The 19432-nt window shown below is 58.8% G+C and carries 21 protein-coding genes; 11 read left to right on the top strand and 10 right to left on the bottom strand.

Features of this window, described 5'->3' with window-relative positions; genetic code table 11:
* Positions 1–34: 34 nt before the first annotated feature.
* Entirely contained in the window at positions 35–1285 is a 1251-nt protein-coding gene (locus BUA42_RS04605) for an MFS transporter (protein ID WP_072776473.1), read from the bottom strand.
* A gap of 164 nt (positions 1286–1449) precedes the next feature.
* Between BUA42_RS04605 and BUA42_RS04600 the strand changes: the two genes are divergently transcribed.
* The 3 genes from BUA42_RS04600 to BUA42_RS04590 are packed head-to-tail and all read left to right on the top strand — an operon-like array spanning position 1450 to position 3080.
* Complete coding sequence (locus tag BUA42_RS04600) at positions 1450–2193, top strand: ArsR/SmtB family transcription factor (protein ID WP_072776472.1); 744 nt, start codon at positions 1450–1452, stop codon at positions 2191–2193.
* Between the two features lie 12 nt (positions 2194–2205).
* On the top strand, positions 2206–2661 hold the full coding sequence (locus BUA42_RS04595) for an SRPBCC domain-containing protein (RefSeq protein WP_072776471.1): 456 nt from the start codon (positions 2206–2208) through the stop codon (positions 2659–2661).
* A complete protein-coding gene (locus tag BUA42_RS04590) occupies positions 2661–3080 on the top strand; it encodes an MAPEG family protein (protein ID WP_072776470.1) in 420 nt (139 codons plus the stop codon). Before BUA42_RS04595 ends, BUA42_RS04590 begins: the two co-directional genes overlap by 1 nt.
* A 30-nt stretch (positions 3081–3110) precedes the next feature.
* On the opposite strand, the gene BUA42_RS04585 is transcribed toward BUA42_RS04590, so the two are convergent.
* Complete coding sequence (locus BUA42_RS04585) at positions 3111–3356, bottom strand: hypothetical protein (protein WP_072776469.1); 246 nt, start codon at positions 3354–3356, stop codon at positions 3111–3113.
* A gap of 298 nt (positions 3357–3654) precedes the next feature.
* Between BUA42_RS04585 and thrS the strand changes: the two genes are divergently transcribed.
* The 6 genes from thrS (at position 3655) to ygfZ (ending at position 9197) form a co-directional block, all read left to right on the top strand.
* Positions 3655–5601: a threonine--tRNA ligase gene (gene thrS / locus BUA42_RS04580; RefSeq protein ID WP_072776468.1), complete on the top strand. Its 1947-nt coding sequence runs from the start codon at positions 3655–3657 to the stop codon at positions 5599–5601.
* A 230-nt stretch (positions 5602–5831) separates the two neighbouring features.
* Positions 5832–6134: a BufA1 family periplasmic bufferin-type metallophore gene (locus BUA42_RS04575; protein WP_072776467.1), complete on the top strand. Its 303-nt coding sequence runs from the start codon at positions 5832–5834 to the stop codon at positions 6132–6134.
* Between the two features lie 54 nt (positions 6135–6188).
* Entirely contained in the window at positions 6189–7046 is an 858-nt protein-coding gene (gene bufB, locus BUA42_RS04570; RefSeq protein WP_072776466.1) for an MNIO family bufferin maturase, read from the top strand.
* The gene (locus BUA42_RS04565) at positions 7043–7801 is read left to right on the top strand and encodes an HvfC/BufC N-terminal domain-containing protein (protein WP_072776465.1); all 759 of its coding nucleotides are present in this window, start codon (positions 7043–7045) and stop codon (positions 7799–7801) included. Before bufB ends, BUA42_RS04565 begins: the two co-directional genes overlap by 4 nt.
* A 3-nt stretch (positions 7802–7804) precedes the next feature.
* Positions 7805–8377: a DoxX family protein gene (locus BUA42_RS04560; protein WP_072776464.1), complete on the top strand. Its 573-nt coding sequence runs from the start codon at positions 7805–7807 to the stop codon at positions 8375–8377.
* A 61-nt stretch (positions 8378–8438) separates the two neighbouring features.
* Positions 8439–9197 carry a CAF17-like 4Fe-4S cluster assembly/insertion protein YgfZ gene (gene ygfZ / locus BUA42_RS04555; protein ID WP_072776463.1) on the top strand — a complete coding sequence of 253 codons (759 nt, stop codon included), beginning with the start codon at positions 8439–8441 and terminating at the stop codon, positions 9195–9197.
* A 14-nt stretch (positions 9198–9211) separates the two neighbouring features.
* On the opposite strand, the gene BUA42_RS04550 is transcribed toward ygfZ, so the two are convergent.
* Entirely contained in the window at positions 9212–9670 is a 459-nt protein-coding gene (locus BUA42_RS04550) for a GNAT family N-acetyltransferase (RefSeq protein ID WP_072776462.1), read from the bottom strand.
* Between the two features lie 87 nt (positions 9671–9757).
* Positions 9758–10321: an elongation factor P gene (gene efp, locus BUA42_RS04545; RefSeq protein ID WP_072776461.1), complete on the bottom strand. Its 564-nt coding sequence runs from the start codon at positions 10319–10321 to the stop codon at positions 9758–9760.
* Positions 10322–10536: 215 nt separating this feature from the next.
* Between efp and BUA42_RS04540 the strand changes: the two genes are divergently transcribed.
* Positions 10537–10860, top strand: coding sequence for a DUF6280 family protein (locus BUA42_RS04540; protein ID WP_072776460.1), 324 nt, complete (start codon positions 10537–10539; stop codon positions 10858–10860).
* 92 nt (positions 10861–10952) lie between these two features.
* Here the strand turns inward: BUA42_RS04540 and BUA42_RS04535 are convergent, their stop codons facing one another.
* The 6 genes from BUA42_RS04535 to BUA42_RS04510 form a co-directional block, all read right to left on the bottom strand.
* Positions 10953–12161, bottom strand: a complete 1209-nt coding sequence (locus BUA42_RS04535) for a hypothetical protein (protein WP_072776459.1) — start codon at positions 12159–12161, stop codon at positions 10953–10955.
* 70 nt (positions 12162–12231) lie between these two features.
* Positions 12232–13641, bottom strand: a complete 1410-nt coding sequence (locus tag BUA42_RS04530; RefSeq protein ID WP_072776458.1) for a TolC family outer membrane protein — start codon at positions 13639–13641, stop codon at positions 12232–12234.
* A 52-nt stretch (positions 13642–13693) separates the two neighbouring features.
* On the bottom strand, positions 13694–14347 hold the full coding sequence (locus BUA42_RS04525; protein WP_072776457.1) for a protein-L-isoaspartate O-methyltransferase family protein: 654 nt from the start codon (positions 14345–14347) through the stop codon (positions 13694–13696).
* Between the two features lie 361 nt (positions 14348–14708).
* Positions 14709–16196, bottom strand: a complete 1488-nt coding sequence (ggpS, locus tag BUA42_RS04520) for a glucosylglycerol-phosphate synthase (RefSeq protein WP_072776456.1) — start codon at positions 16194–16196, stop codon at positions 14709–14711.
* Between the two features lie 10 nt (positions 16197–16206).
* Positions 16207–16983 (bottom strand): HAD-IIB family hydrolase, encoded by a 777-nt coding sequence (locus BUA42_RS04515; RefSeq protein WP_072776455.1) that lies wholly within the window; start codon positions 16981–16983, stop codon positions 16207–16209.
* Positions 16980–18122, bottom strand: a complete 1143-nt coding sequence (locus BUA42_RS04510) for an NAD(P)H-dependent glycerol-3-phosphate dehydrogenase (RefSeq protein ID WP_072776454.1) — start codon at positions 18120–18122, stop codon at positions 16980–16982. The genes BUA42_RS04515 and BUA42_RS04510 overlap by 4 nt, the downstream gene beginning before the upstream one ends.
* A 319-nt stretch (positions 18123–18441) precedes the next feature.
* Between BUA42_RS04510 and BUA42_RS04505 the strand changes: the two genes are divergently transcribed.
* The gene (locus BUA42_RS04505; RefSeq protein ID WP_245818954.1) at positions 18442–19332 is read left to right on the top strand and encodes a UTP--glucose-1-phosphate uridylyltransferase; all 891 of its coding nucleotides are present in this window, start codon (positions 18442–18444) and stop codon (positions 19330–19332) included.
* The last annotated feature ends 100 nt before the right edge of the window (positions 19333–19432 follow it).

The raw sequence follows: 19432 nt of genomic DNA, 5'->3' as shown, positions 1-19432 counted from the left end.
CGCAGTCAGCACCGAAACCCAAGGCAGAAACGCATCAATCGTCTGTCTGTACTTCGTCCAGTTTCAGGGCAAGCATGCCGCCCGCCACGGACAGAACGGCGAACCCGATCAGGGACGCCACTGGACCGGCAAGGGCGAGCAACCCGCCAAACGCGCCGGTTGCCAACAGGAGAATGCCAATCGCGGTGTTGGCGAGTGCCGCATAATTCGACCTCGCGTCCTCGGGCGACATGTCGACCAGATAAACTGACCGGGCCGAGCGCACGCCCTGGTAGGACAGCATGAAGAAGAAGAGGATCACCGGGATGACCCATGGGGTATCTGCCCAGCCAGAGAGCTGGGCCAAAACAGCCAGGCTGGCAAAGAACGCGGCAAGCAGGCCAGACGCGAAGAGCACCTTGCGCGAAGACCGATCCGAGAACCGCCCCCAGATGTAAGAACTGACGAATGCGGCAGCCGCAGATGCGAGGAGAAGCGCACCAAGCCCTTGCAGGGCGGACTGCCCCCCGCCAAGCAGTACGAAATACGGCGGTGCAAGCGCAGTTACCGTCAGCAATCCCCGCACGGCGATAAACAGACGGAACTGTTTGTCGTCTCGCAAGGGGGTAAAGTCGACGGACGTGTCTTCTGTCTCGTCCGAGGCTTCTTCTTCCAGGCGTGAAAACAGCGTTGCCGCGGCGACCCACAACATAGCGGCCAGGCCAATCGCGATGATCACCGGTGTGACGTTGCGGAGCAGTCCCGACAGCAACAGACCCGCGAACACGATAACGGCAATCGACGCGGTGGACCCTGCCACGCCGGTCACGGCACCACGGCGGGTTTTTTCGACCGTCTTGCCAAGAATGTCCTTGTAGCTCACCGAACAGGCCGCACGCGACAGTGCCAGCACGGCAAGCGCAGCACAAAGCGCAATCCCGGCGGCGAGCCCCTGCAAAGTCAGCGCGATGAACACAATCGCTGCCGCCGCCGCGCCCTGACCAAGCGATCCGAAGACCCAAGCCCATTTCCGATGCTTGAGCGATTGGACCCAGCCAGCCAAGGCAATCTGAGGCAAGAGCGCACCGGCCTCACGGATCGGGACAAGAAGACCGGTCAGTGCCGCCGGTGCCCCCAGCGCGCCAGCCAGCCAGCTGAGCACAAGCTTTGGGTCAATCAATCCATCCGCGACCTTTGTCATCGACAGGCTGACCATGTGACGCACGCCATTGCGGGCCTCGCGGTCGCGGACGTCGTCATCCGCGCCGGTGATCTCTTCGTAGACGTCTGTCACGGGGCTCGTCATGCAGGTGATTCCCTTTCCTGGTCCAACCATCTCCAACGCATCAACTCGACGATCCGTTCCGCACCCGCCGCAACATTGTTATAAATCAGTGACTTATTAAGTTATCTCCTAAACATTAAGTTACCATATTGTCACGTGACTAATTAATCACCTATAGTCAAAAAATGGATGCGATCTTCAAAGCCCTCAATGATCCCGCCCGCCGCGCGCTGCTTGACAGTTTGCGGCGTAAGGACGGGCAGTCGCTGACCGAACTGGAAGAGCAGCTCGACATGAGCCGGTTCGGCGTGATGAAGCACCTCAAGGTCCTCGAAGATGCCCATCTCGTCATTTCGCGCAAACAGGGGCGGTTCAAATACCACTACCTGAATGCCCTCCCCCTGCAGGAAATGCTCGACCGCTGGGTTGCGCCGTTCCTGCGGCCGCAGGCGCAAATGATGAGCGATCTCAAAGCCAAACTCGAAAGAGAGACCAGTATGGGTAAACCTGATTTCATGATGCAAACCTTCATCCGCTGCTCGCAGGATGCGCTGTGGGATGCATTGACCAAGGCCGATCAGATGGCCGCCTACCATTTCATGTGTAACGACGTACGGGGCGACGCGAAGCCCGACAACGTCACCGAATTCATTCTCCCCGACGGCAATCCCATGCTGCGTCAGGTCACAACCGAGCTTGATCCCAAGTCACGCATCGCGATGACCTTTGAGCCCTTATTCATGGGCCCGAACGCCCCGGCCTCCCATATGGTCTACGTTATCGAACCGCAGGGTGAGACCTGCAAACTGACCATCGAACATTACGACATGGCGCCGGGTCAGGAAGGCTTTGCCGAAGGCTGGGCACGTCTGGCGGCGTCGCTCAAATCTTACCTCGAAACAGGCACTGCCCTGAAAATGGCGAGCTGAAGGATCATCCAAATGACGAAACCCGATTTCATGATGGAAACCCATATCAGGTGCTCGCAAGACGCACTTTGGGATGCCCTGACCTCGGCCGATGCGGTTGCGAACTATGACTTTCTTGGTCAAAGCGCGCGGCGCGAGGGCGATACTTTGATTTACGCCACACCCGATGGGTTCGAGACGCTTCACGCCCGCGAAATCACTTTGGATCCCAAGTCCCGCATCGTGACCACTTTCGAACCGAAATGGGAACCGGATGCGAAGACCAGCGAGGTGACTTACCTGATTGGTGTCGAAGGCGAGTATTGCAAGCTGACGGTCGAACATCGGGGGCTTGCGCATGATCCCAGCGACGGGACCGCCGATGGCTGGGTACGGACCCTGGCAGGACTTAAAACCTGGTTGGAAACCGGTGAGCCGATGCATTTCGGCGGCGACCACCTCTGGGCCGAGCACGAGGGAGACGCGTAATGGAAACCTTTCCCACCGAGCTTGGCATCCTCACTTGCCTCATGATCCTCGCCGCGTCGCTCTGGATTCCCTATATCGTCGGCGTGAACAAATACGAAGTTCCGGGCGCGGAAGACCCCTTTGTCCGCCCCACCCCGCTGGATCAGTTCCCCGCCTGGGTGCATCGCGCGCACCGGGCGCATCTCAACCTGATCGAACAGGCGCTGCCATTCTCGGTTTTGGTATTGATACTGAACAGCATCGATGGCTTCACAGGGCTCACGTACTGGACGGCCATCGTGTTCTTCTGGGTGCGCGTGTTGCACGCGGTGGGCATGATTGCGGGTTTTGCAAAAATGCCCCTTCGACCCGGGCTTTTCCTGATCGGTTGGCTTTGCTGCCTGACCATGGCCTACGCGGTGTTTACAGCCGCGCTTTGAAAGGTGCGTGGGGTGGGTGTGAAGCCCACCCTACCCTGAAACGTACGCGCCAGCCTTCGGGCGATAGAAGTTCTTTTGGTTGTGCAACCGCCCCAAAAGATCGTTGATCCGCTTCATCGATACATCGACATCGCGAGTTTTCTCACAGGGTTTGAGCGGGTCAGCGGCCTGCTCAAACACCGAGGTGTTAAGCGTCCGCTTGGTGCTGCGAAGCGCGTCCTCGATCAACTCCATGTCTTCGACGGTCAAATCGAATTTCGTATTGTACCCGGGCATGGCCTGCTCTCCCGTTTCAATTGGCAGCGAATGTTTCCGATAGTGGAATGTCGTTATACATAGCCATTGCGTCGGTTTCGTCCACTCTCAAATGAGTAGCTAACCATCTGGAATCAAAAGACTTCAGATAATACATTCGTATACCGCGCAAGAGTCTTACCCGTTAGCGCCCAAACTTGCCGACTCGCAGAGGCGCACACCATCTTGACGGATTTGTCGGCCCCTGCCACAAGCCGCCGACGATACATAACCCGCAACCGGGCGTTCCGTGGGCGCCAAACTGACGAGGAGCCGGCCGATGAGCCAGATTTCCCTGACCTTTCCCGATGGCAATTCGCGCAACTACGACAAGGGTGTGACCCCTGCCGAAGTGGCCGAAAGCATTTCAAAGTCGCTGTCCAAAAAAGCCATCTCGGCCATTGTCGATGGCAAGCATTGGGACATGCAATGGCCCATCGCGGCCGACAGCAGCATCGCGATCAACACCTTGGCCGATGATGAAGCGGCGCTGGAACTGATCCGGCACGACCTCGCGCACATCATGGCGCGGGCAGTGCAGGAGATCTGGCCGGACGTTAAGGTCACCATCGGCCCGGTGATCGACAATGGCTGGTACTACGATTTCGACCGCGCAGAGCCGTTCACCCCGGAAGACCTGGGCGCGATCGAGAAGAAGATGAAGGAAATCATCAACAAGCGCGACCCGGTCACCACCGAGATCTGGGAACGCGACCGCGCGGTCAAATACTATGAGGCGAACAACGAGCCTTATAAGGTCGAACTCATCGAGGCCATTCCGGGCGATGAGCCCCTCCGCATGTACTGGCACGGGCATTGGCAGGACCTGTGTCGCGGCCCGCATTTGCAGCATACCGGTCAGGTTCCGGCGGACGCCTTCAAACTGATGAGCGTAGCGGGCGCCTATTGGCGTGGCGACAGTGACCGCGCGATGCTTCAGCGCATCTACGGCGTGGCGTTCCAGAACAAGGAAAAGCTGCGCGCCTATCTCAACATGCTCGAAGAGGCCGCCAAGCGCGACCACCGTAAGCTGGGTCGCGAGATGGACCTCTTCCACATGCAAGAGGAGGCGCCGGGGCAGATCTTCTGGCATCCGAATGGGTGGCGCATCTACACCACCTTGCAGGATTACATGCGTCGCCAACAAACCAAGGGCGGTTACGTGGAGGTGAACACCCCACAGGTCGTGGACCGAAAATTGTGGGAGGCGTCTGGCCACTGGGACAAGTACCAGGAACACATGTTTATCGTCGAAGTGGACGAGGAGCACGCACGCGAAAAAGCAGTCAATGCGCTCAAACCGATGAATTGCCCCTGTCACGTCCAGATTTTTAACCAGGGATTAAAAAGTTACAGAAATCTTCCTCTGCGTATGGCCGAATTCGGGTCGTGCAATAGATATGAGCCTTCCGGTGCCCTGCATGGCATCATGCGCGTCCGCGGATTTACCCAGGATGACGCTCATATTTTCTGTAGAGAGGACCAGATTGAAGATGAAACAAGACGCTTTATCGACTTCCTATCAGAAATCTACCGTGACCTCGGCTTCGAAGACTTCAAGGTCAAATTCTCCGACCGGCCGGAAACCCGCGCGGGATCGGATGATGTGTGGGACAAATCCGAAAATGCCCTTAAGGCGGCCACGACTGCCGCAGGTTGCGAGTTCGAGCTGAACCCGGGCGAAGGCGCGTTTTACGGACCCAAGCTGGAGTTTGTTCTGACAGATGCAATCGGCCGGGATTGGCAATGCGGCACCTTGCAAGTTGACTTCGTGCTGCCGGAGCGGCTGGACGCGACCTATATCGGCGCGGACGGTGGCAAACACCGTCCGGTCATGCTGCATCGCGCTGTGCTGGGATCGTTCGAACGCTTCATCGGTATCCTGATTGAGGAACACGCAGGCAAACTGCCTTTCTGGCTCGCTCCGCGTCAGGTGGTTGTGGCCTCCATCGTGTCCGAAGCCGATGAATACGTGCATGAAGTGGTTGACGCTCTCACCACCGCTGGTGTCCGCGCCGAGGCCGATATCCGCAACGAGAAGATCAACTTCAAGGTCCGCGAACACAGCCTTGGCAAAGTGCCGGTCATCCTTGCGATTGGTCATCGCGAAGTCGAGGACAGAACTGTCACCGTGCGGCGTCTGGGCGAAAAGCAGACCTCTGTTACATCCTTGACGGAGATCGTGAGCGCGCTCGCAAAAGAAGCGACGCCGCCGGACCTCTTGTAACAAAGTGAAATCTTCATCGCCGAAAAGGGTCTCGTTTTGTTACGAGGCCCTTTGTTTTTGTGCCATAATCCCCCACACCAGCCAAAATCGTCTCACCGTGCGTCACGCCCGCGTGATGCACATCGGCGTGAATGGCGCGACGGCACGTCGCAGGGCATTGTAGGGGCATCGATGTCGCAATCGCGGCGCCGACCCAGTTCAAACGAAGTACAACCGGAAGGACCCAATTCATGTCGAAAGCCATCAAAACCGTCGCGATCGTTGGCGCCGTCGCCGCCAGCCTTGCAGCCCACACCACAACCGCCACCGCACAAGCCAAAGAGAAGTGCTTCGGCGTTTCGCTCGCCGGTCAGAATGACTGCGCCGCAGGCCCGGGCACAACCTGCGCCGGTTCCTCCGTTGTCGACTATCAGGGCAACGCCTGGACGCTTGTTGACGCGGGCACCTGCACCGAGATCGAATTGCCGGCGATGGCAGACGGCACACCGCGCACTGGCTCGCTTGAAGAGCTGAACCGCGACCTGCCCAGCTAAATGCAATCGTAGGTCGGGCAAACCTGTCCGACCTACCCCGCCGGGACAGAGACCATGCCAGACGCCACGCACAGCTTCCCGCATCTGCCAAACGCGCCGGGTGTGGGGTACAAGCCGCAGCATTTCTCGGACATCCTTGAAAATCCCGCACCGGTGGGGTGGCTCGAAATTCATGCCGAGAACTACATGGGCGACGGTGGACGACCCCTTGCTCAACTGCGCGTTTTGTCAGAGCGGTTCCCGATCTCGGTCCACGGTGTCGGACTTTCGATTGGCGGCGAGGGCCGTCTTGATCCCGATCACCTTGCGCGGTTGAAACATCTGGTGGGTTGGCTCAACCCGGCAAGTTTTTCCGAACACCTGGCCTGGTCCACGCATGACAGCCATTTCCTGAACGATCTGCTGCCCCTGCCCTACACCAAGGACACCCTGTCCCGCGTCGCCGATCATATCGACGAAGTGCAGGAAACCCTAGGGCGGCGCATGTTGCTGGAGAACCCGTCCTCCTACCTGGCCTTTGACGAAAGCACCTATACCGAGACAGACTTTCTGGCCGAAATCGTCCGCCGGACGGGCTGTGGTTTGCTGCTTGACGTGAACAACGTCTTCGTCTCGGCAACAAACCTCGGCTACGCCCCGCAAGGCTACATCGACGCCTACCCGCTTGACGCGGTTGGTGAAATCCATCTTGGCGGGCACGACGAGGATGAAGACGACCACGGTGCGCCCCTTCTGATCGACAGCCATGGCCGCGAAGTTGTGGATCCGGTCTGGGCGCTGCTGGACTACACGCTTGCAAAGTCGGGTCCGAAGCCGCTGCTGGTCGAATGGGATACAGATGTGCCGGATTGGCCCGTGCTGGCGGACGAGGCGCGTCGGGCCGATGCGGCTCTGACTCGCGTGTTGGCATGATCAGCCAGACAACCTTTCGCGCCGGGCTTCTTGATCCGTCGCAGCCCGTGCCGGAGGGATTGTCCGACGGAGAGAACCGTCCCGCTGGCCGCCGCTACGGCGTTTACCGCAACAACGTCACCGTTTCCCTGCGCGAGGCTCTTGCCGACGGGTTCCCGTCGATTGTCGGCCTGATCGGGCGAGACAACTTCGAACACGTGGCGCGCGCGTATCTGCGCCAGTCGCCGCCGACTTCACCGCTGATGATGCACTACGGCGCAACGTTTCCTGACTTCCTTGCCGATCTGGAGCAGTTGGCACACCTGCCCTATCTCGCCGATGTAGCGCGGATCGACGTCGCCATGCGGCAAAGCTACCATGCGGCCGATAGCGTTGGTATCGAGCCCACCGCGCTGCAGGACATGGACGAGACGACACTTCTCAACAGCCGGTTCACCTTTGCGCCCTCCATGATCCTGATCCGGTCGCCATGGCCGATTGGATCGATCTGGCGATACACCCTGCGCGGTGGAGACAAACCTACAGGCATTGCCGAGGATGTTCTGATCCTTCGCGCCGAATTTGATCCCGAACCGCATGTGCTTGGCACAGAAGGCGCGGATGTCCTGATTGCTCTTCAAGGCGGCCACACGTTCAGAGAAGCGTTGGAGCCGACCGGCGACACCTTCGATCTTTCCACTCTGCTCGGCCTCTTGCTCTCGAACAACGCCATCACTCACGTTTCAAACGCTCCCATTCCAAACCAGAAAGACTAACCCATGGACCGCCTTGTTTCCCTTCATAACAGCTTCTTTTCCGCCATTGAGCGCTCCATGGACGGGCTGATCCCACTCTTGGCCCGGTTCGTCTTTGCAGCGACGCTGCTCAACTACTTCTGGGCCTCGGGGCTGACCAAGCTTGGCGATGGGATCATGGGCATCTTCGTCCCGTCTACCGGGGCCTATGCGCAGATTTTCCCCAAGCAGATGGAGGCCGTCGTCTACGACACGTCCCAACTAAGTGTCTTTCATTGGCTGGTGGTGGTCGCCGGGACGTGGGCAGAGTTCATCCTGCCGCTGTTGATTGTGATCGGTCTCTTCACGCGACTGGCGGCGCTTGGCATGATCGGCTTTGTCGTAGTCCAAAGCCTGACCGACCTGTACGGGCACGGCGGCATCGAACACGCAGAGACCCTTGGCGCGTGGTTCGACAAGGTGCCGGACAGCGTGATCCTCGATCAGCGGGCGTTCTGGATGTTGTTGCTGATCACGCTTGTCATCAAAGGTGCCGGAGCGCTTTCGCTCGACCGTATTCTGTCGCGGCAAGTGTTGGGAGACACCGCAACCGCCTGATGCCCCTTGCACCACCTGCCCGGACCTTTATCTGAGGGTGGCGGATATTTCAGGGGCAGCCATGTCGGATCGGACCATTCTCAAGATCAGCGGACCAGACGCGCGGGACTTTCTGCAAGGGCTGGTGACGAACGATGTAGGCAAGCTGGATCAAGGCCTGGTCTATGCGGCCATGCTGACGCCCCAAGGCAAGTATCGCGCCGATTTCTTTCTCGTGCCGCTGGGCGACGAGATCGGACTCGACATTGCGTCCGATCTTGCGCCCGGGATCAAACAGGCTCTGATGATGTACAAACTCCGCTCTGCGGTCGAGGTTGCGGACAGCGACCTCACTGTGACGCGCGGACTGGGCAGCCCGCCCGACGGTGCCTTTGCCGACCCGCGCGATCCGTCGCTGGGCTGGCGCGGGTATCATGGGCAACCGGGTGACGCGGATGTCGATTGGGACGCTCTGCGTGTTGCGGCCTGCGTTCCTGAGAGTGGCGTCGAACTGAATGCTGACAGCTTTATCCTTGAAATGGGGTTCGAGCGGTTGAACGGCGTCGATTTCAAAAAGGGCTGTTACGTGGGTCAGGAAGTGACTGCCCGCATGAAGCACAAGACCGAACTGCGCAAAGGTCTGGCCAAGGTCACAGTCGATGGGTCAGCGCCGCTCGGGACCGAGATCGAGGCTGACGGAAAACCGGCGGGAACACTGTACACGCAGGCAGATGGCGCCGGGCTGGCGTATCTCAGGTTCGACCGCGCCACAGGCGACATGATCGCCGACAGGGCAGCGGTCAGGTTGGTTGAGCGCGCTCAGATCGATCAGCGGACTTGATCTGAGATCTGTGCTTACATCCGCTTGGCACTCACCGCGGTCCATGGTGACGCCCCCATCGCATGGTACGCTTTCGCCACGCCGTCATTCACGGCATGGTAGCTGAACCACCATCCGTCGAACCCCAGCTCGCCAACCCATGCCTCAACGCGCCCGATCAGGGCTTTCGCCAATCCCATGCCACGCAAATCTGGCGATACGTACAGGTGATCCACCCGAACCGTACGAGACGCGTGGCGCAGCGCATCGCCCGGGACGACGACTGGTAGAGCGATGAGGTAGGACGCCAACGCTTCGCCCGTGTCGTGGGCAAAGAACCGCGCCCCGGCGACGCGCTTCTCTTCAAGATGCGCGAGGTACTCGCTGTCGGAACCGTCACAATGATACACATCCGGCGCCAGGTCGGCATGATGTGCGTGCAACGCGCGAAAGAGCGGCAGGACGCGGGGCAGTTCGGGTTCTATCAGTTCCATCAAAAAGGCCTCCTGGCATGTGCCGGAGGCCTTCGTCTTCGAATTGCGCTCCCGGCTGGTTTCGGGGTATGCGCGCGGGTCCCGAGGTCAGGCGCGTTCGGAATATTCCATGGTTTCGGTATTCACGACGATCATCTCGTCCTGCGCAATAAAGGGCGGGACCATGACCTTGACGCCATTGTCGAGGATCGCCGGCTTAAAGCTGTTCGCGGCGGTCTGGCCTTTGACGACCGGCTCCGTCTCGGTCACCTGGCAGGTGACCTTCTGCGGCAACGTCGCGTTCAGCGCTTCGCTTTCGTAGAACTCTACCACGATGGTCATACCATCCTGCAGGAAGGGCCGACGGTCGCCAAGGATGTCGGCGGGGAGTTCAACCTGGTCGTAGGTCTCGGTGTCCATGAACACGAGCATTCCGTCGGTTTCATACAGAAACTGCATGTCTTTCTGCTCAAGGCGAACGCGCTCTACCTTGTCAGCGGACCGGAAGCGTTCGTTGAGTTTCGATCCGTTGCGCAGGTTCTTGAGCTCGACCTGAGCGAAAGCACCGCCTTTGCCGGGCTTCACATGGTCGACCTTGACCGCGGCCCAGAGGCCGTCGTTGTGTTCCAAGACATTGCCGGGGCGAATTTCATTACCGTTGATTTTGGGCATGGCAAAACTGTGTCCAAAGGTTGATCGTGGTTTGGCGCCCCCTATATCTGGGTGATGTTAAGGTGTCCAGACGACCAGATATCGTGCCGCGTGCCCTACCAGCCATGCGAAAATTGCATAAAAGGTATGCAAATACAGGGTATCCGAATCGACTGAATTACGCCATAACGAGCCTCACGCCGAAAAATACAAGACCAATAATCACAGGACGGATCATGAAAGATTTCGTTGACGGTACCGCCTTCAACGCGGAGCAAGGAAATCGCGCGCGCAAGCTTTTTGCAGCCGTGGTTCTTGCCGCACTTGACGATGCGATTGCAGACGACAAGAAATACGGAAACGGGCCCGAGCAGATCGCTCGCTGGGCACGGTCGCGTGACGGTCGCGAAGTGCTTAGCTGCGCCGGTATTGACCCGAACGAACGGGTTGTGGCCGGTTTGATGGAGTTCGTGGGCAAAGGCGTCCGCACCTCTGTCGCGCTTTCACGTGAAGAAAGCGAGCGTCGCAACGCGGCCGCGCAGCAGGCGGAAGCCGCTTAATAAACTAATGAATTAGGGAAGGCGCGTCCCATTCGGGGCGCGCTTTTCTTTTTTGAATGTCGGTGAATGCCGTTGTGACGTCCGTCAGAGCGTCACTCGAGCTCTTGAGAAATGAGCATGCGGTGGATTTCGCGGCGCACGAGTTTGCGCACATTTCGGGTAATCCGCTCACCCAACGCGCCCTGCAACTCTTCGCGAACGATGTCCAGAACCATCTGCCGCAGCACGGTGTCGTCGATGATTTGCGTTGGCGCAGGCTGCTGCTCCGCCGCGGTCTCGGGCAGCTCCACCGGCTTGTGCCCGGCATGAGTGAAAACGGGTTCGGCCCGCGTTGCCGCTTGCGTGGCGCTTTCTTGGCTGATTGCGGGCTCAGGTTTGAGTTCGGGCGTCGGCCATGCCGTTTCGGACCGCAACACGTTTGACGTCTCAGGCGGCACTTCATCCACCTCTTCGAACGGTGCTTCAGGCCAGGGGCTCGTTTCATCGGAGGCAGTAATGTCCTCCTTTGGAACGTCGCGGTCTTCTTCGAAATCGTTCGCGCCTCGTGCCACCAACCGTCCAAGCGCCGCAACTTTCTCTTCCAGGGTCTGAAGCGGTGCAGAGGCCCGGGTCGCACCTTCGGCATTCTCCACGCTATCGGGACTGACCTCCTCGGATGTCACCTCGGCGGAAAGCTCCTCCGTTTCGTCCTGAACTGAATCGACGGGGTCCGAATGGTCGCCTTCGTCATCGAAATCATCCCACGGCAACGCGTCTTCTTCTAACAGAGCCGCCTGTTCCGAAATCGGGTCACGCACATCATCAGGCGGCTCCTGCAAATCGTTCAAAGCCGCTGCGACCTCTTCTTCGATGAGGCGACCAAGTTCGAGCCGCGCCCGCACGTCGTCCGCATTCGCGTCTGTCGTGTCATCGGCCAGGTCATTTGTGACGTCTGACGAATTGCTCTGCGCGCTATTCTCAAACTCATCAAGGTCCGGGAACGCGCTTTCGACTTCGCCAAACTCCGCAAGCCGCGCGTCGCGTGGGATATCTTCAAGCGGCAGTTCGTCAAACCGCTTTTCAGGGTCCGCTTCGGGCTGCACGGGGTCTGTCAGAAGCACAGGAGCCGTTTCTGGTTCCGGCTCTTCGTCCGTTTCGGCGGCAGGAACGGTCGGTATACGCTGCGCCGGTGTCAGAACAAGTCGATCCGGTTCCGGTTTCTTGGGGGCCGCAGGCGGCGCGACGCGTGTATCCTCCGCCACAAGTTTGCGGATAGATGACAGAACATCTTCAATTTCCACGTTTCTGACGGGATCAGACATGCTTCACCACTGCTACCTCACGCAGCAAGGTAGCCTGTGGCGTCCGTTCGCACAACAGATGTAAAGAAACTTAGTTTTTCCCTAGGGACTTAAGAACACGGTCAAGCTGTTGACCTTGCTTGCTCTTTTCAATCGGGGAATCTTTGACGAGATTATAGTAGCTCACCGGGTCGTATTGCTGGACAGGCAGTCCAAGTCCGCTCGCGGTCAAACGACCCATGGATGACAGCACACGATATGCCGCAATGTACTGGTCAACCTGAGCCGAAATACGAAGTGACCGGGCATCGAGAAGCTCTTGTTCTGCATTCAGAACATCTAACGTGGTCCGAGCGCCAAGAGCCGCTTCTTCCCGCACCCCGCGGAAGGCTACGGTGGCGGCGCGGACTTGCCGGTCACTTGCTTCCAAGCTTGCCTGCGCGATGCGCAACTGCGCATAGGCATTGCCCACATTCTGAGAGACCTGATCGACCACCTGATGCAATTGCCCGCGCGACGCATCACGGTTCGCCATGGCCTGTCGCACTAACGATGTCAGGCGCCCACCCTGGTAGATAGGACCGCCAGCTTCGATGCCGACTGTGCCGCCACGCGTAAAACGGTCGGTATCGAAATCCTCGGTCACAGAAAGACGGCCCGTCAATCGGACGGTGGGTTTCATCGCCGCTTCAGCGCGCAGGATATTCAATTCTGACGCAGCGACCTGATGCTGCAATGAACGGACCTGAGGATGTTCGCGGACGGCCACAGCCTTTGCCGCGTCAACGGAACCGGGCAAGTTCGGCAAAGATCGCGGGGTCTGCAAAGCGCCGGGCAAACGACCGACGACCGCCAGATAGGCTTCGCGGGCAATAGCCAATTGACCTTCGGCTGCCGCCAACTGACTGCGCGCCTGGGCCAGTCGCGCTTCAGCCAATGAGGTGTCAGTGCGCGTCACCTCGCCCACTTCGAAGCGTTCGCGGGCCGCACGCAATTCCTGAGTGATCAGTCGCACATTGTTCTCGCGCAATGCGACGTTCTCCAGAGCCCGTTGTACCTCCATGAAGGCCTCGACAGCGCTAAGCAGAACCTGCTGTTCTACCCCGACAAGCGTTTGCCGAGTACCCAGCACCGCCTCTTTCGCCGTGTCGATGGCCAACTGGTTCGCCCCATGGTCGAAAACTGTCAGTTGCGCCGAAATATTGGCGGAAACAGTATTGGAAACCGTCGGCAGGATTTCGTTGTTTGACTGAGGGCTACGCGTCGTTCCGAATTGCCGGGTCGCATCAGCGGACCAATTGACGATCGGTCGCAAAGCCGCAACTGCCTGTGCAACGTCTTCATCCGCAGCGCGCAGTACGGCTCGGTTTTGTTCCAATAGACCGCTTGTATTGTAAGCACCAATCATTGCATCCGCGAGCGTTTCGGCTTGAGCAGAAACAGCCGTCCACGCAAGCCCACATGCCAACGCCACCGCCTTGAGTGTTTTCGATTTCGCCATTTCTGCTCTCCCCAGAACCCCAAGGGTTTCGATGTGTTTCAGCGCGCCAAATTCACAACGCAAATGCCGCCTGTTTTTCAAATCCCGGCAGGACTGGTGCAGAAGCGTTGAATGCAAATCGCCAGGACATCTCACCGTCGATCTTGTAGCCGACCCGTGCGACGCCCAACGCGCCCTCCATGAAAACGCATCCTATGCGCCCACCGTCCTTCAATTGCTGGAGGATGGCGGGCGGAACCTCGGCGACACCGCCCTGGATTAGGATGACGTCGTATGGGCCATGCTTCGCCGCGCCTTCGGTCAGCGGGCCAATGTGCAGAACCACATTGTCAGCGCCTTCGTCTGACAGAATCGTCTGAGCCTCGTCCGCGAGAATCTCGTCCTCTTCGACAGCGATCACAGCCTCTGCCATCCGCGCCACAACCGCTGAGGAATAGCCATACCCCGCGGCGATATCGAGGACCAGCTCGTCGCCTTCGATGTTCAACGCGTCAAGCATCTTGGCAAAGGTTCGCGGTTCGAGCAGAACACGCCCCTTCGCGATTTCGACGTTTTCACTGATGTAAGCCGCCTCTACCTGTTCAGATGGCACAAAAAGTTCTCGCCTGACCATCAGCATGGCATCGATGATCGGAAACTTGGTTACATCGGAAGGACGCACCTGGGTGTCGACCATCATGTTCCGGCGGGCAGCGAAGTCTGTCATGTCCTAAACTCATTCGTTCAGTTGTCTCCCGACTTCTGCCATAGCTCGCCCAACACAGCAATGCACGGAACACGCGAAATACTGCCACATGAAGTAAGATGTCGCCGATGTGATCTGGTAGCGGACAAGACTTGTATGCGTTTGACACGGCACTGCGGTTGCACAGGAATATGAACCTTCAAGCTGGCAGCACTTCCGCACGACGCCGTTTCAATTGTGCGCGATGTTTCGGATCGGCACTACAAAGTAACCGCCGGCTTCAATTGCGGAGAAAATCGCGGGCCGGCGGCGCCACATGCAAAAAGAAAGGCGACCCGAATGCGGATCGCCGTTTCGATATCTGGTCAGGTAAAAGATGCCCTCACGCGGCGGAGGCCTTGGGTGCGCTCGACACGGTGAGGCGACCCGGGGTCCATTGCCTGACATCATTGCCTTCAACCGCCTCGCGCAGGGAACCCATCCGCTGTCGGCGTTCATGTTCGGGCATGTTCAGTGCTTGCAAGATCGCGCGGTCCATAGACTTGTGAGAGAACGGGTTCGTGAACACTGCCTCGCTCAGTTCTACCGCAGCGCCCGCGAATTCCGAGAGGACCAAGACGCCGTCGCCATCGACCCGCGAGGCCACGAATTCCTTGCAGACAAGGTTCATACCATCCGCCAGAGGCGTGATCCAAGCCACGTCTGCCGCGCGGTAGTAGGCTACCAGATCCGCAAACGGCACGGCGCGAGAGATTAATGTGACCGGTTGCCAGTCAAGCCTGCCGAACCGTCCGTTGATGCGTCCGACGATTTGTTCGATGTCGCTCTGGATCTCGGCATACGCCGTCATGTTTCGGTTGGCAGACACAGAGACATGCATGAGGCGCACATTGCCGCGCAAGTCCGGATTATTTTCCAACAGTCGCTCGTAGCTGCACAGCTGCTCGATCCCACCCTTGGTGTAGTCTGTACGTCCGACGGATAGAATGAGACGCTCGTCGTTCAACTCTTGCCGGATTTCCGCGGTCTTCTTCGACGTCTCCAACGCACGAGCACGTTCGTTGATGAAATCTCCATCCACCCCGACCGGAGTGACGCTGACACAGACCTTGCGGTCGTCAACTGCGATCTGGGTTGGCATCACGCGTTCCGTCAACGCAGTGCCTTCGGAAATCCAGGCATCCGGCACACGCACCCGCTCTACGACGTCCACATCGAACAGGCTGCGTGCGACAGAGACGAAATTGGCGGCGTAGCGCGGGATGTGAAATCCTATGTCGTCGCAACTCAAGAGACTTTCGACGATTTCTTTCCGCCAAGGCAGCACGTTGAATGTGTCTGCAGACGGAAATGGCGTGTGATGGAAAAATGCTATGCGCAGATCGGGGCGCATCTCCCTAAGGTAGCCGGGGACAAGCCAAAGATTGTAATCATGCACCCAGACCAACGCGTTGCGCGCCGCTTCTTCTGCGACGGCTTCGGCAAAACGCCTGTTGACGGTCTGGAAATTGGCCCAATCGACGGGATCGTAATTATACCGCTCCTTGAAGGAATGCAGGATCGGCCAGAAGGCTTCTTTCGAGGTCACGTGATAGAATTCGCGCACCTGCTCGGCCGAAAGCGGTAACCGCGAGACGGAGTATTGACCGTAGGCATCGTTGACCTCGATCCGCTTTTCAAAATCCGGGTTTTCCGGATCATCTGCCAATTTCCAGGCGACCCAGCCACCATGGTCGACCGACCCGAAGAAGCTTTTCAGTGTCGGCACGATTCCGTTCGGGCTCTTGTTTTCCCGGAAAACAATGCGTCCGTTCTCCTTGACTTCTTCGTAGGGCTGGCGGTGGTAGACAATGACCAGATCAGATGACATGCGAACGTCCTTACGCTTTTGGGAAGAGTTGATCTTTGACGATGGCTTCCGCGATGCCTGCGACACCGTGGTCTTCAGCGATCCGCACATGATCGAGGTCCTTCACCTTTTCGACCAACGCCGGTTCGGAATTGCCCACCGCAACGGCGGGAACGCCCATGGCAAGCATTGAGTAGTCATTGAGTGTATCGCCCGCCACCAGTGTCTTGCGATTGTCGATGCCCAGATGCGTAAGCAGACGCAGAAGCGACGGACCTTTGCTCACGCCCTTCGGCAAGACGTCGAAAAAGCGATCGTCCGAGATAAGCACATCGAGTCCAAGGTCTTCGACCGTTGCGACCGCTTTCGGGTCAAGTCGGTACGGGTCCATGTCATAGCTTACGCGATACCGAAACATGGTGGACTGGAGCTTCAGTCCCGCCATGCCGTGCAATGCGCGCTGGACCCGGTCATTGGAGTTCTTCCATGCATCGGCAATCTCGGCTTCAAGCACGTCAATCGGCGACAGGATATGCGTGTGATCCATCTCTGCGATGGTCGTGCCGACATCGGCAACGACGTAATCTGGGCGCGGCACATGGCCTTTATAGGTAAGCTCGCGAATGAAGCTCGGATCGCGACCCGTGACAAAAATCAGACCAACGCGGTCCCGATTGGCTTCGATCCAGGCATAGAACTGTTTGCGGTCCGCATCATAGCCTCCGAGAAATGTTCCATCAAGATCGGTAGCAAGGACGAGGTCCTTTTCTGCAATTGTGAAGTCGGAAAAGCTTTCGTGACGGGTCATGAGATCCTTTCAGCAAGTTGAGCAATTTCTGTGTCGGTTGCGGGGTGCGTGAACGCGACATCCATCGCGCGAGGTTCCGCCTCGATGGGCCGCGCCCAGAGGCTGGCGAATGCAGTGCCGAGGTCGGCATGATCATGCAGTATGGCGCGGACGGTTTCGCAGATGGGCATGGACACCCCCAGGCGACGCGCAAGGTCAGTGACTGACTTGGCATTGACCTCGCCTTCCACGACGACCGGTTTGCCATCGAAACAGTCCGCTCGGGCAATTCCCTGTCCCAACTGATGCCCCAAGGACATGTTGCGGGAGGTCGGGCTTGAGCAGGTCAGCGACAAGTCCCCGATCCCGGACAGTCCTGTCACGGTTTCGCGGCGACCACCGAGCGCCTCGGCCAAGGCTTTCATCTCGTCAAGCCCACGGGTGATCAGCGCGGCCCGGGTATTCTCGGCAAATCCGGCGCCGGTCATCATTCCGCAGGCGATGGCGACAACGTTCTTGACCGCCCCTCCGATCTCCACGCCGACAAGATCATCCGAGACATATGCACGGAAGCTTTCGGTGGTCAAAGAGACGGCGAGCCGCGCCGCCGGGCTTTCATTTGGGCGCAGACGATCTGCGTAGGCGAAAGGGAATGCCACTGTCGCCGCCGTGGGATGACCCAGCGCCGTCTCTCTGGCAAAGGTCGGGCCTGACACGCAGCCGACGGGTCGGTGACCCAGCTCTTCTTCCGCAACCTGCGTCATGAGCAGTCCGGTTTCGACCTCAATGCCCTTCGCGCAAACCGCAATAGGCATGTCCGGAGCCGCGTACTCGGCCACCTGCCGTGCCACACTGCGGACGCTGCGTGACGGAACAACGATGAGCGCTGCTTCGGCTCCGTGCAGCGCCGCCGACATCGTCCTCTCGGCCCGTAACGCCTTGGGCAGCGGGACGTCCGCCAAGTGGCGCGTGTTCTCAAAGGTCGTGTTTATGGTGGATACGACGTCTTGATCGCGCCCCCAGAGCGTCGTTCGCACGCCGGCGCGCGCAAGGGTCGCCGCAAGCGCTGTTCCCCACGAACCCGCACCCAAGACGGTGACGCGGCCGAATGGCTTGGCGTGACATGGAAGGGGATCACCCGAAAAGGCTTGGTGCTTCATAGTCATTCTCACAAGGTAAAGTTTGGGACGCCAAAGAGTTCCCGGCTGCGGTACGAAAAGTGTCGCTTACAGACCAAACATGTCGCGAAACATGCATCGCGCACTGCGCAGGTCAACTCGGGGGGCGTCAGGTCCGCAAGCAAGGCCATCAAATCAGCCTCCGCCTGGCCATTCTGCCTTTCGCATGTGCAGAAACATGCGCGTTCGCCCAAAAATTAGGCGCCAATATGTTCGGTAAGCGACATGCACCTGTCGTTTTTTGACTTCCGCAGTCGCAAACATAGACCCTTTGAGGAAGCAAATGAAAAGGAGGCCTTCAATGATCGCGCCCGTGCGGACTGCCATTTTCCCGGTTGCCGGAATGGGGACCCGGTTTCTTCCGGCGACCAAAGCCACCCCGAAAGAGCTGCTGCCGGTGATTGATACGCCGCTCATTCAATACGCCATCGACGAGGCACAGGCCGCCGGGATTGAACGCATGGTGTTCGTCAGCCATCCCTCCAAGTCAGCGATCGAACGCTATGTCATGGATGACGCCCGCCTTCGCGCAGAGCTCAAGGCCCGCGGCAAAGCAAAACTGGCGCGCAACCTCAAGGAAACCGCGCTCTGCCCGGAAGAAGACGATGCCGTTTTCACCATGCAGGACGAACCCCTTGGTCTCGGCCACGCCGTTCTCTGTGCGCGCGATCACGTGCTTCCCGGCCCCGTGGCCGTCATCCTGCCGGATGACCTCATCCTCGGAAAACCATGTCTGGCCGAAATGATCGATGCCTATCACAGCGCGCGGGCCGGGCATATGGTGGCGACCATGACCGTGGCGCCGGAGGAAACCAGCAAATACGGCATCCTCTCGGTCACGTCGCACGATGGCCAACTCGTCTATGCCGACGGCATGGTCGAAAAGCCCGACCCTTCCAATACGCCGTCGCAAGATGCGGTCGTCGGCCGCTACGTGCTTGACGGTTCAATCTTCGACAGCCTCGCAACGCAAGAACCCGGCGCGGGTGGAGAGATTCAGCTCACCGACGCCATCGCCCGCGGCAGTGCCAACGTCGGTCTTGCCGGTTTCCGTTTCTCCGGCACCCGCTTCGACTGCGGCTCCAAAGCCGGCATGCTCCGCGCCACGCTCGAATTGGCGTCGGCAGACCCCGACTACGCAGAAGTCCTGGCAGAGTTCACCACACCGCATAGCGCCGTGTTGGCCGCATAGAAAACTTTGGGGCGAGACCTGTCGTCTCTCGACACCTCGCCCCTGCAGGATAAAGGTCGGTAGGCCGAGCGGTGGATGGCACAGCCAGTGACCCACAGCA

The sequence above is a fragment of the Marivita hallyeonensis genome (assembly GCF_900129875.1).
GTDB classification, from domain to species: domain Bacteria; phylum Pseudomonadota; class Alphaproteobacteria; order Rhodobacterales; family Rhodobacteraceae; genus Marivita; species Marivita hallyeonensis.
Note: the sequence above shows the minus strand (reverse complement) of the source record. Positions and strands in the feature narration are given on the sequence as shown.

Coding starts and splice junctions, on each gene's coding strand:
- BUA42_RS04605 (WP_072776473.1), bottom strand. CDS start 1,285: ATGACGAGCCCCGTGACAGACGTCTACGAAGAGATCACCGGCGCGGAT.
- BUA42_RS04600 (WP_072776472.1), top strand. CDS start 1,450: ATGGATGCGATCTTCAAAGCCCTCAATGATCCCGCCCGCCGCGCGCTG.
- BUA42_RS04595 (WP_072776471.1), top strand. CDS start 2,206: ATGACGAAACCCGATTTCATGATGGAAACCCATATCAGGTGCTCGCAA.
- BUA42_RS04590 (WP_072776470.1), top strand. CDS start 2,661: ATGGAAACCTTTCCCACCGAGCTTGGCATCCTCACTTGCCTCATGATC.
- BUA42_RS04585 (WP_072776469.1), bottom strand. CDS start 3,356: ATGCCCGGGTACAATACGAAATTCGATTTGACCGTCGAAGACATGGAG.
- thrS (WP_072776468.1), top strand. CDS start 3,655: ATGAGCCAGATTTCCCTGACCTTTCCCGATGGCAATTCGCGCAACTAC.
- BUA42_RS04575 (WP_072776467.1), top strand. CDS start 5,832: ATGTCGAAAGCCATCAAAACCGTCGCGATCGTTGGCGCCGTCGCCGCC.
- bufB (WP_072776466.1), top strand. CDS start 6,189: ATGCCAGACGCCACGCACAGCTTCCCGCATCTGCCAAACGCGCCGGGT.
- BUA42_RS04565 (WP_072776465.1), top strand. CDS start 7,043: ATGATCAGCCAGACAACCTTTCGCGCCGGGCTTCTTGATCCGTCGCAG.
- BUA42_RS04560 (WP_072776464.1), top strand. CDS start 7,805: ATGGACCGCCTTGTTTCCCTTCATAACAGCTTCTTTTCCGCCATTGAG.
- ygfZ (WP_072776463.1), top strand. CDS start 8,439: ATGTCGGATCGGACCATTCTCAAGATCAGCGGACCAGACGCGCGGGAC.
- BUA42_RS04550 (WP_072776462.1), bottom strand. CDS start 9,670: ATGGAACTGATAGAACCCGAACTGCCCCGCGTCCTGCCGCTCTTTCGC.
- efp (WP_072776461.1), bottom strand. CDS start 10,321: ATGCCCAAAATCAACGGTAATGAAATTCGCCCCGGCAATGTCTTGGAA.
- BUA42_RS04540 (WP_072776460.1), top strand. CDS start 10,537: ATGAAAGATTTCGTTGACGGTACCGCCTTCAACGCGGAGCAAGGAAAT.
- BUA42_RS04535 (WP_072776459.1), bottom strand. CDS start 12,161: ATGTCTGATCCCGTCAGAAACGTGGAAATTGAAGATGTTCTGTCATCT.
- BUA42_RS04530 (WP_072776458.1), bottom strand. CDS start 13,641: ATGGCGAAATCGAAAACACTCAAGGCGGTGGCGTTGGCATGTGGGCTT.
- BUA42_RS04525 (WP_072776457.1), bottom strand. CDS start 14,347: ATGACAGACTTCGCTGCCCGCCGGAACATGATGGTCGACACCCAGGTG.
- ggpS (WP_072776456.1), bottom strand. CDS start 16,196: ATGTCATCTGATCTGGTCATTGTCTACCACCGCCAGCCCTACGAAGAA.
- BUA42_RS04515 (WP_072776455.1), bottom strand. CDS start 16,983: ATGACCCGTCACGAAAGCTTTTCCGACTTCACAATTGCAGAAAAGGAC.
- BUA42_RS04510 (WP_072776454.1), bottom strand. CDS start 18,122: ATGAAGCACCAAGCCTTTTCGGGTGATCCCCTTCCATGTCACGCCAAG.
- BUA42_RS04505 (WP_245818954.1), top strand. CDS start 18,442: ATGATCGCGCCCGTGCGGACTGCCATTTTCCCGGTTGCCGGAATGGGG.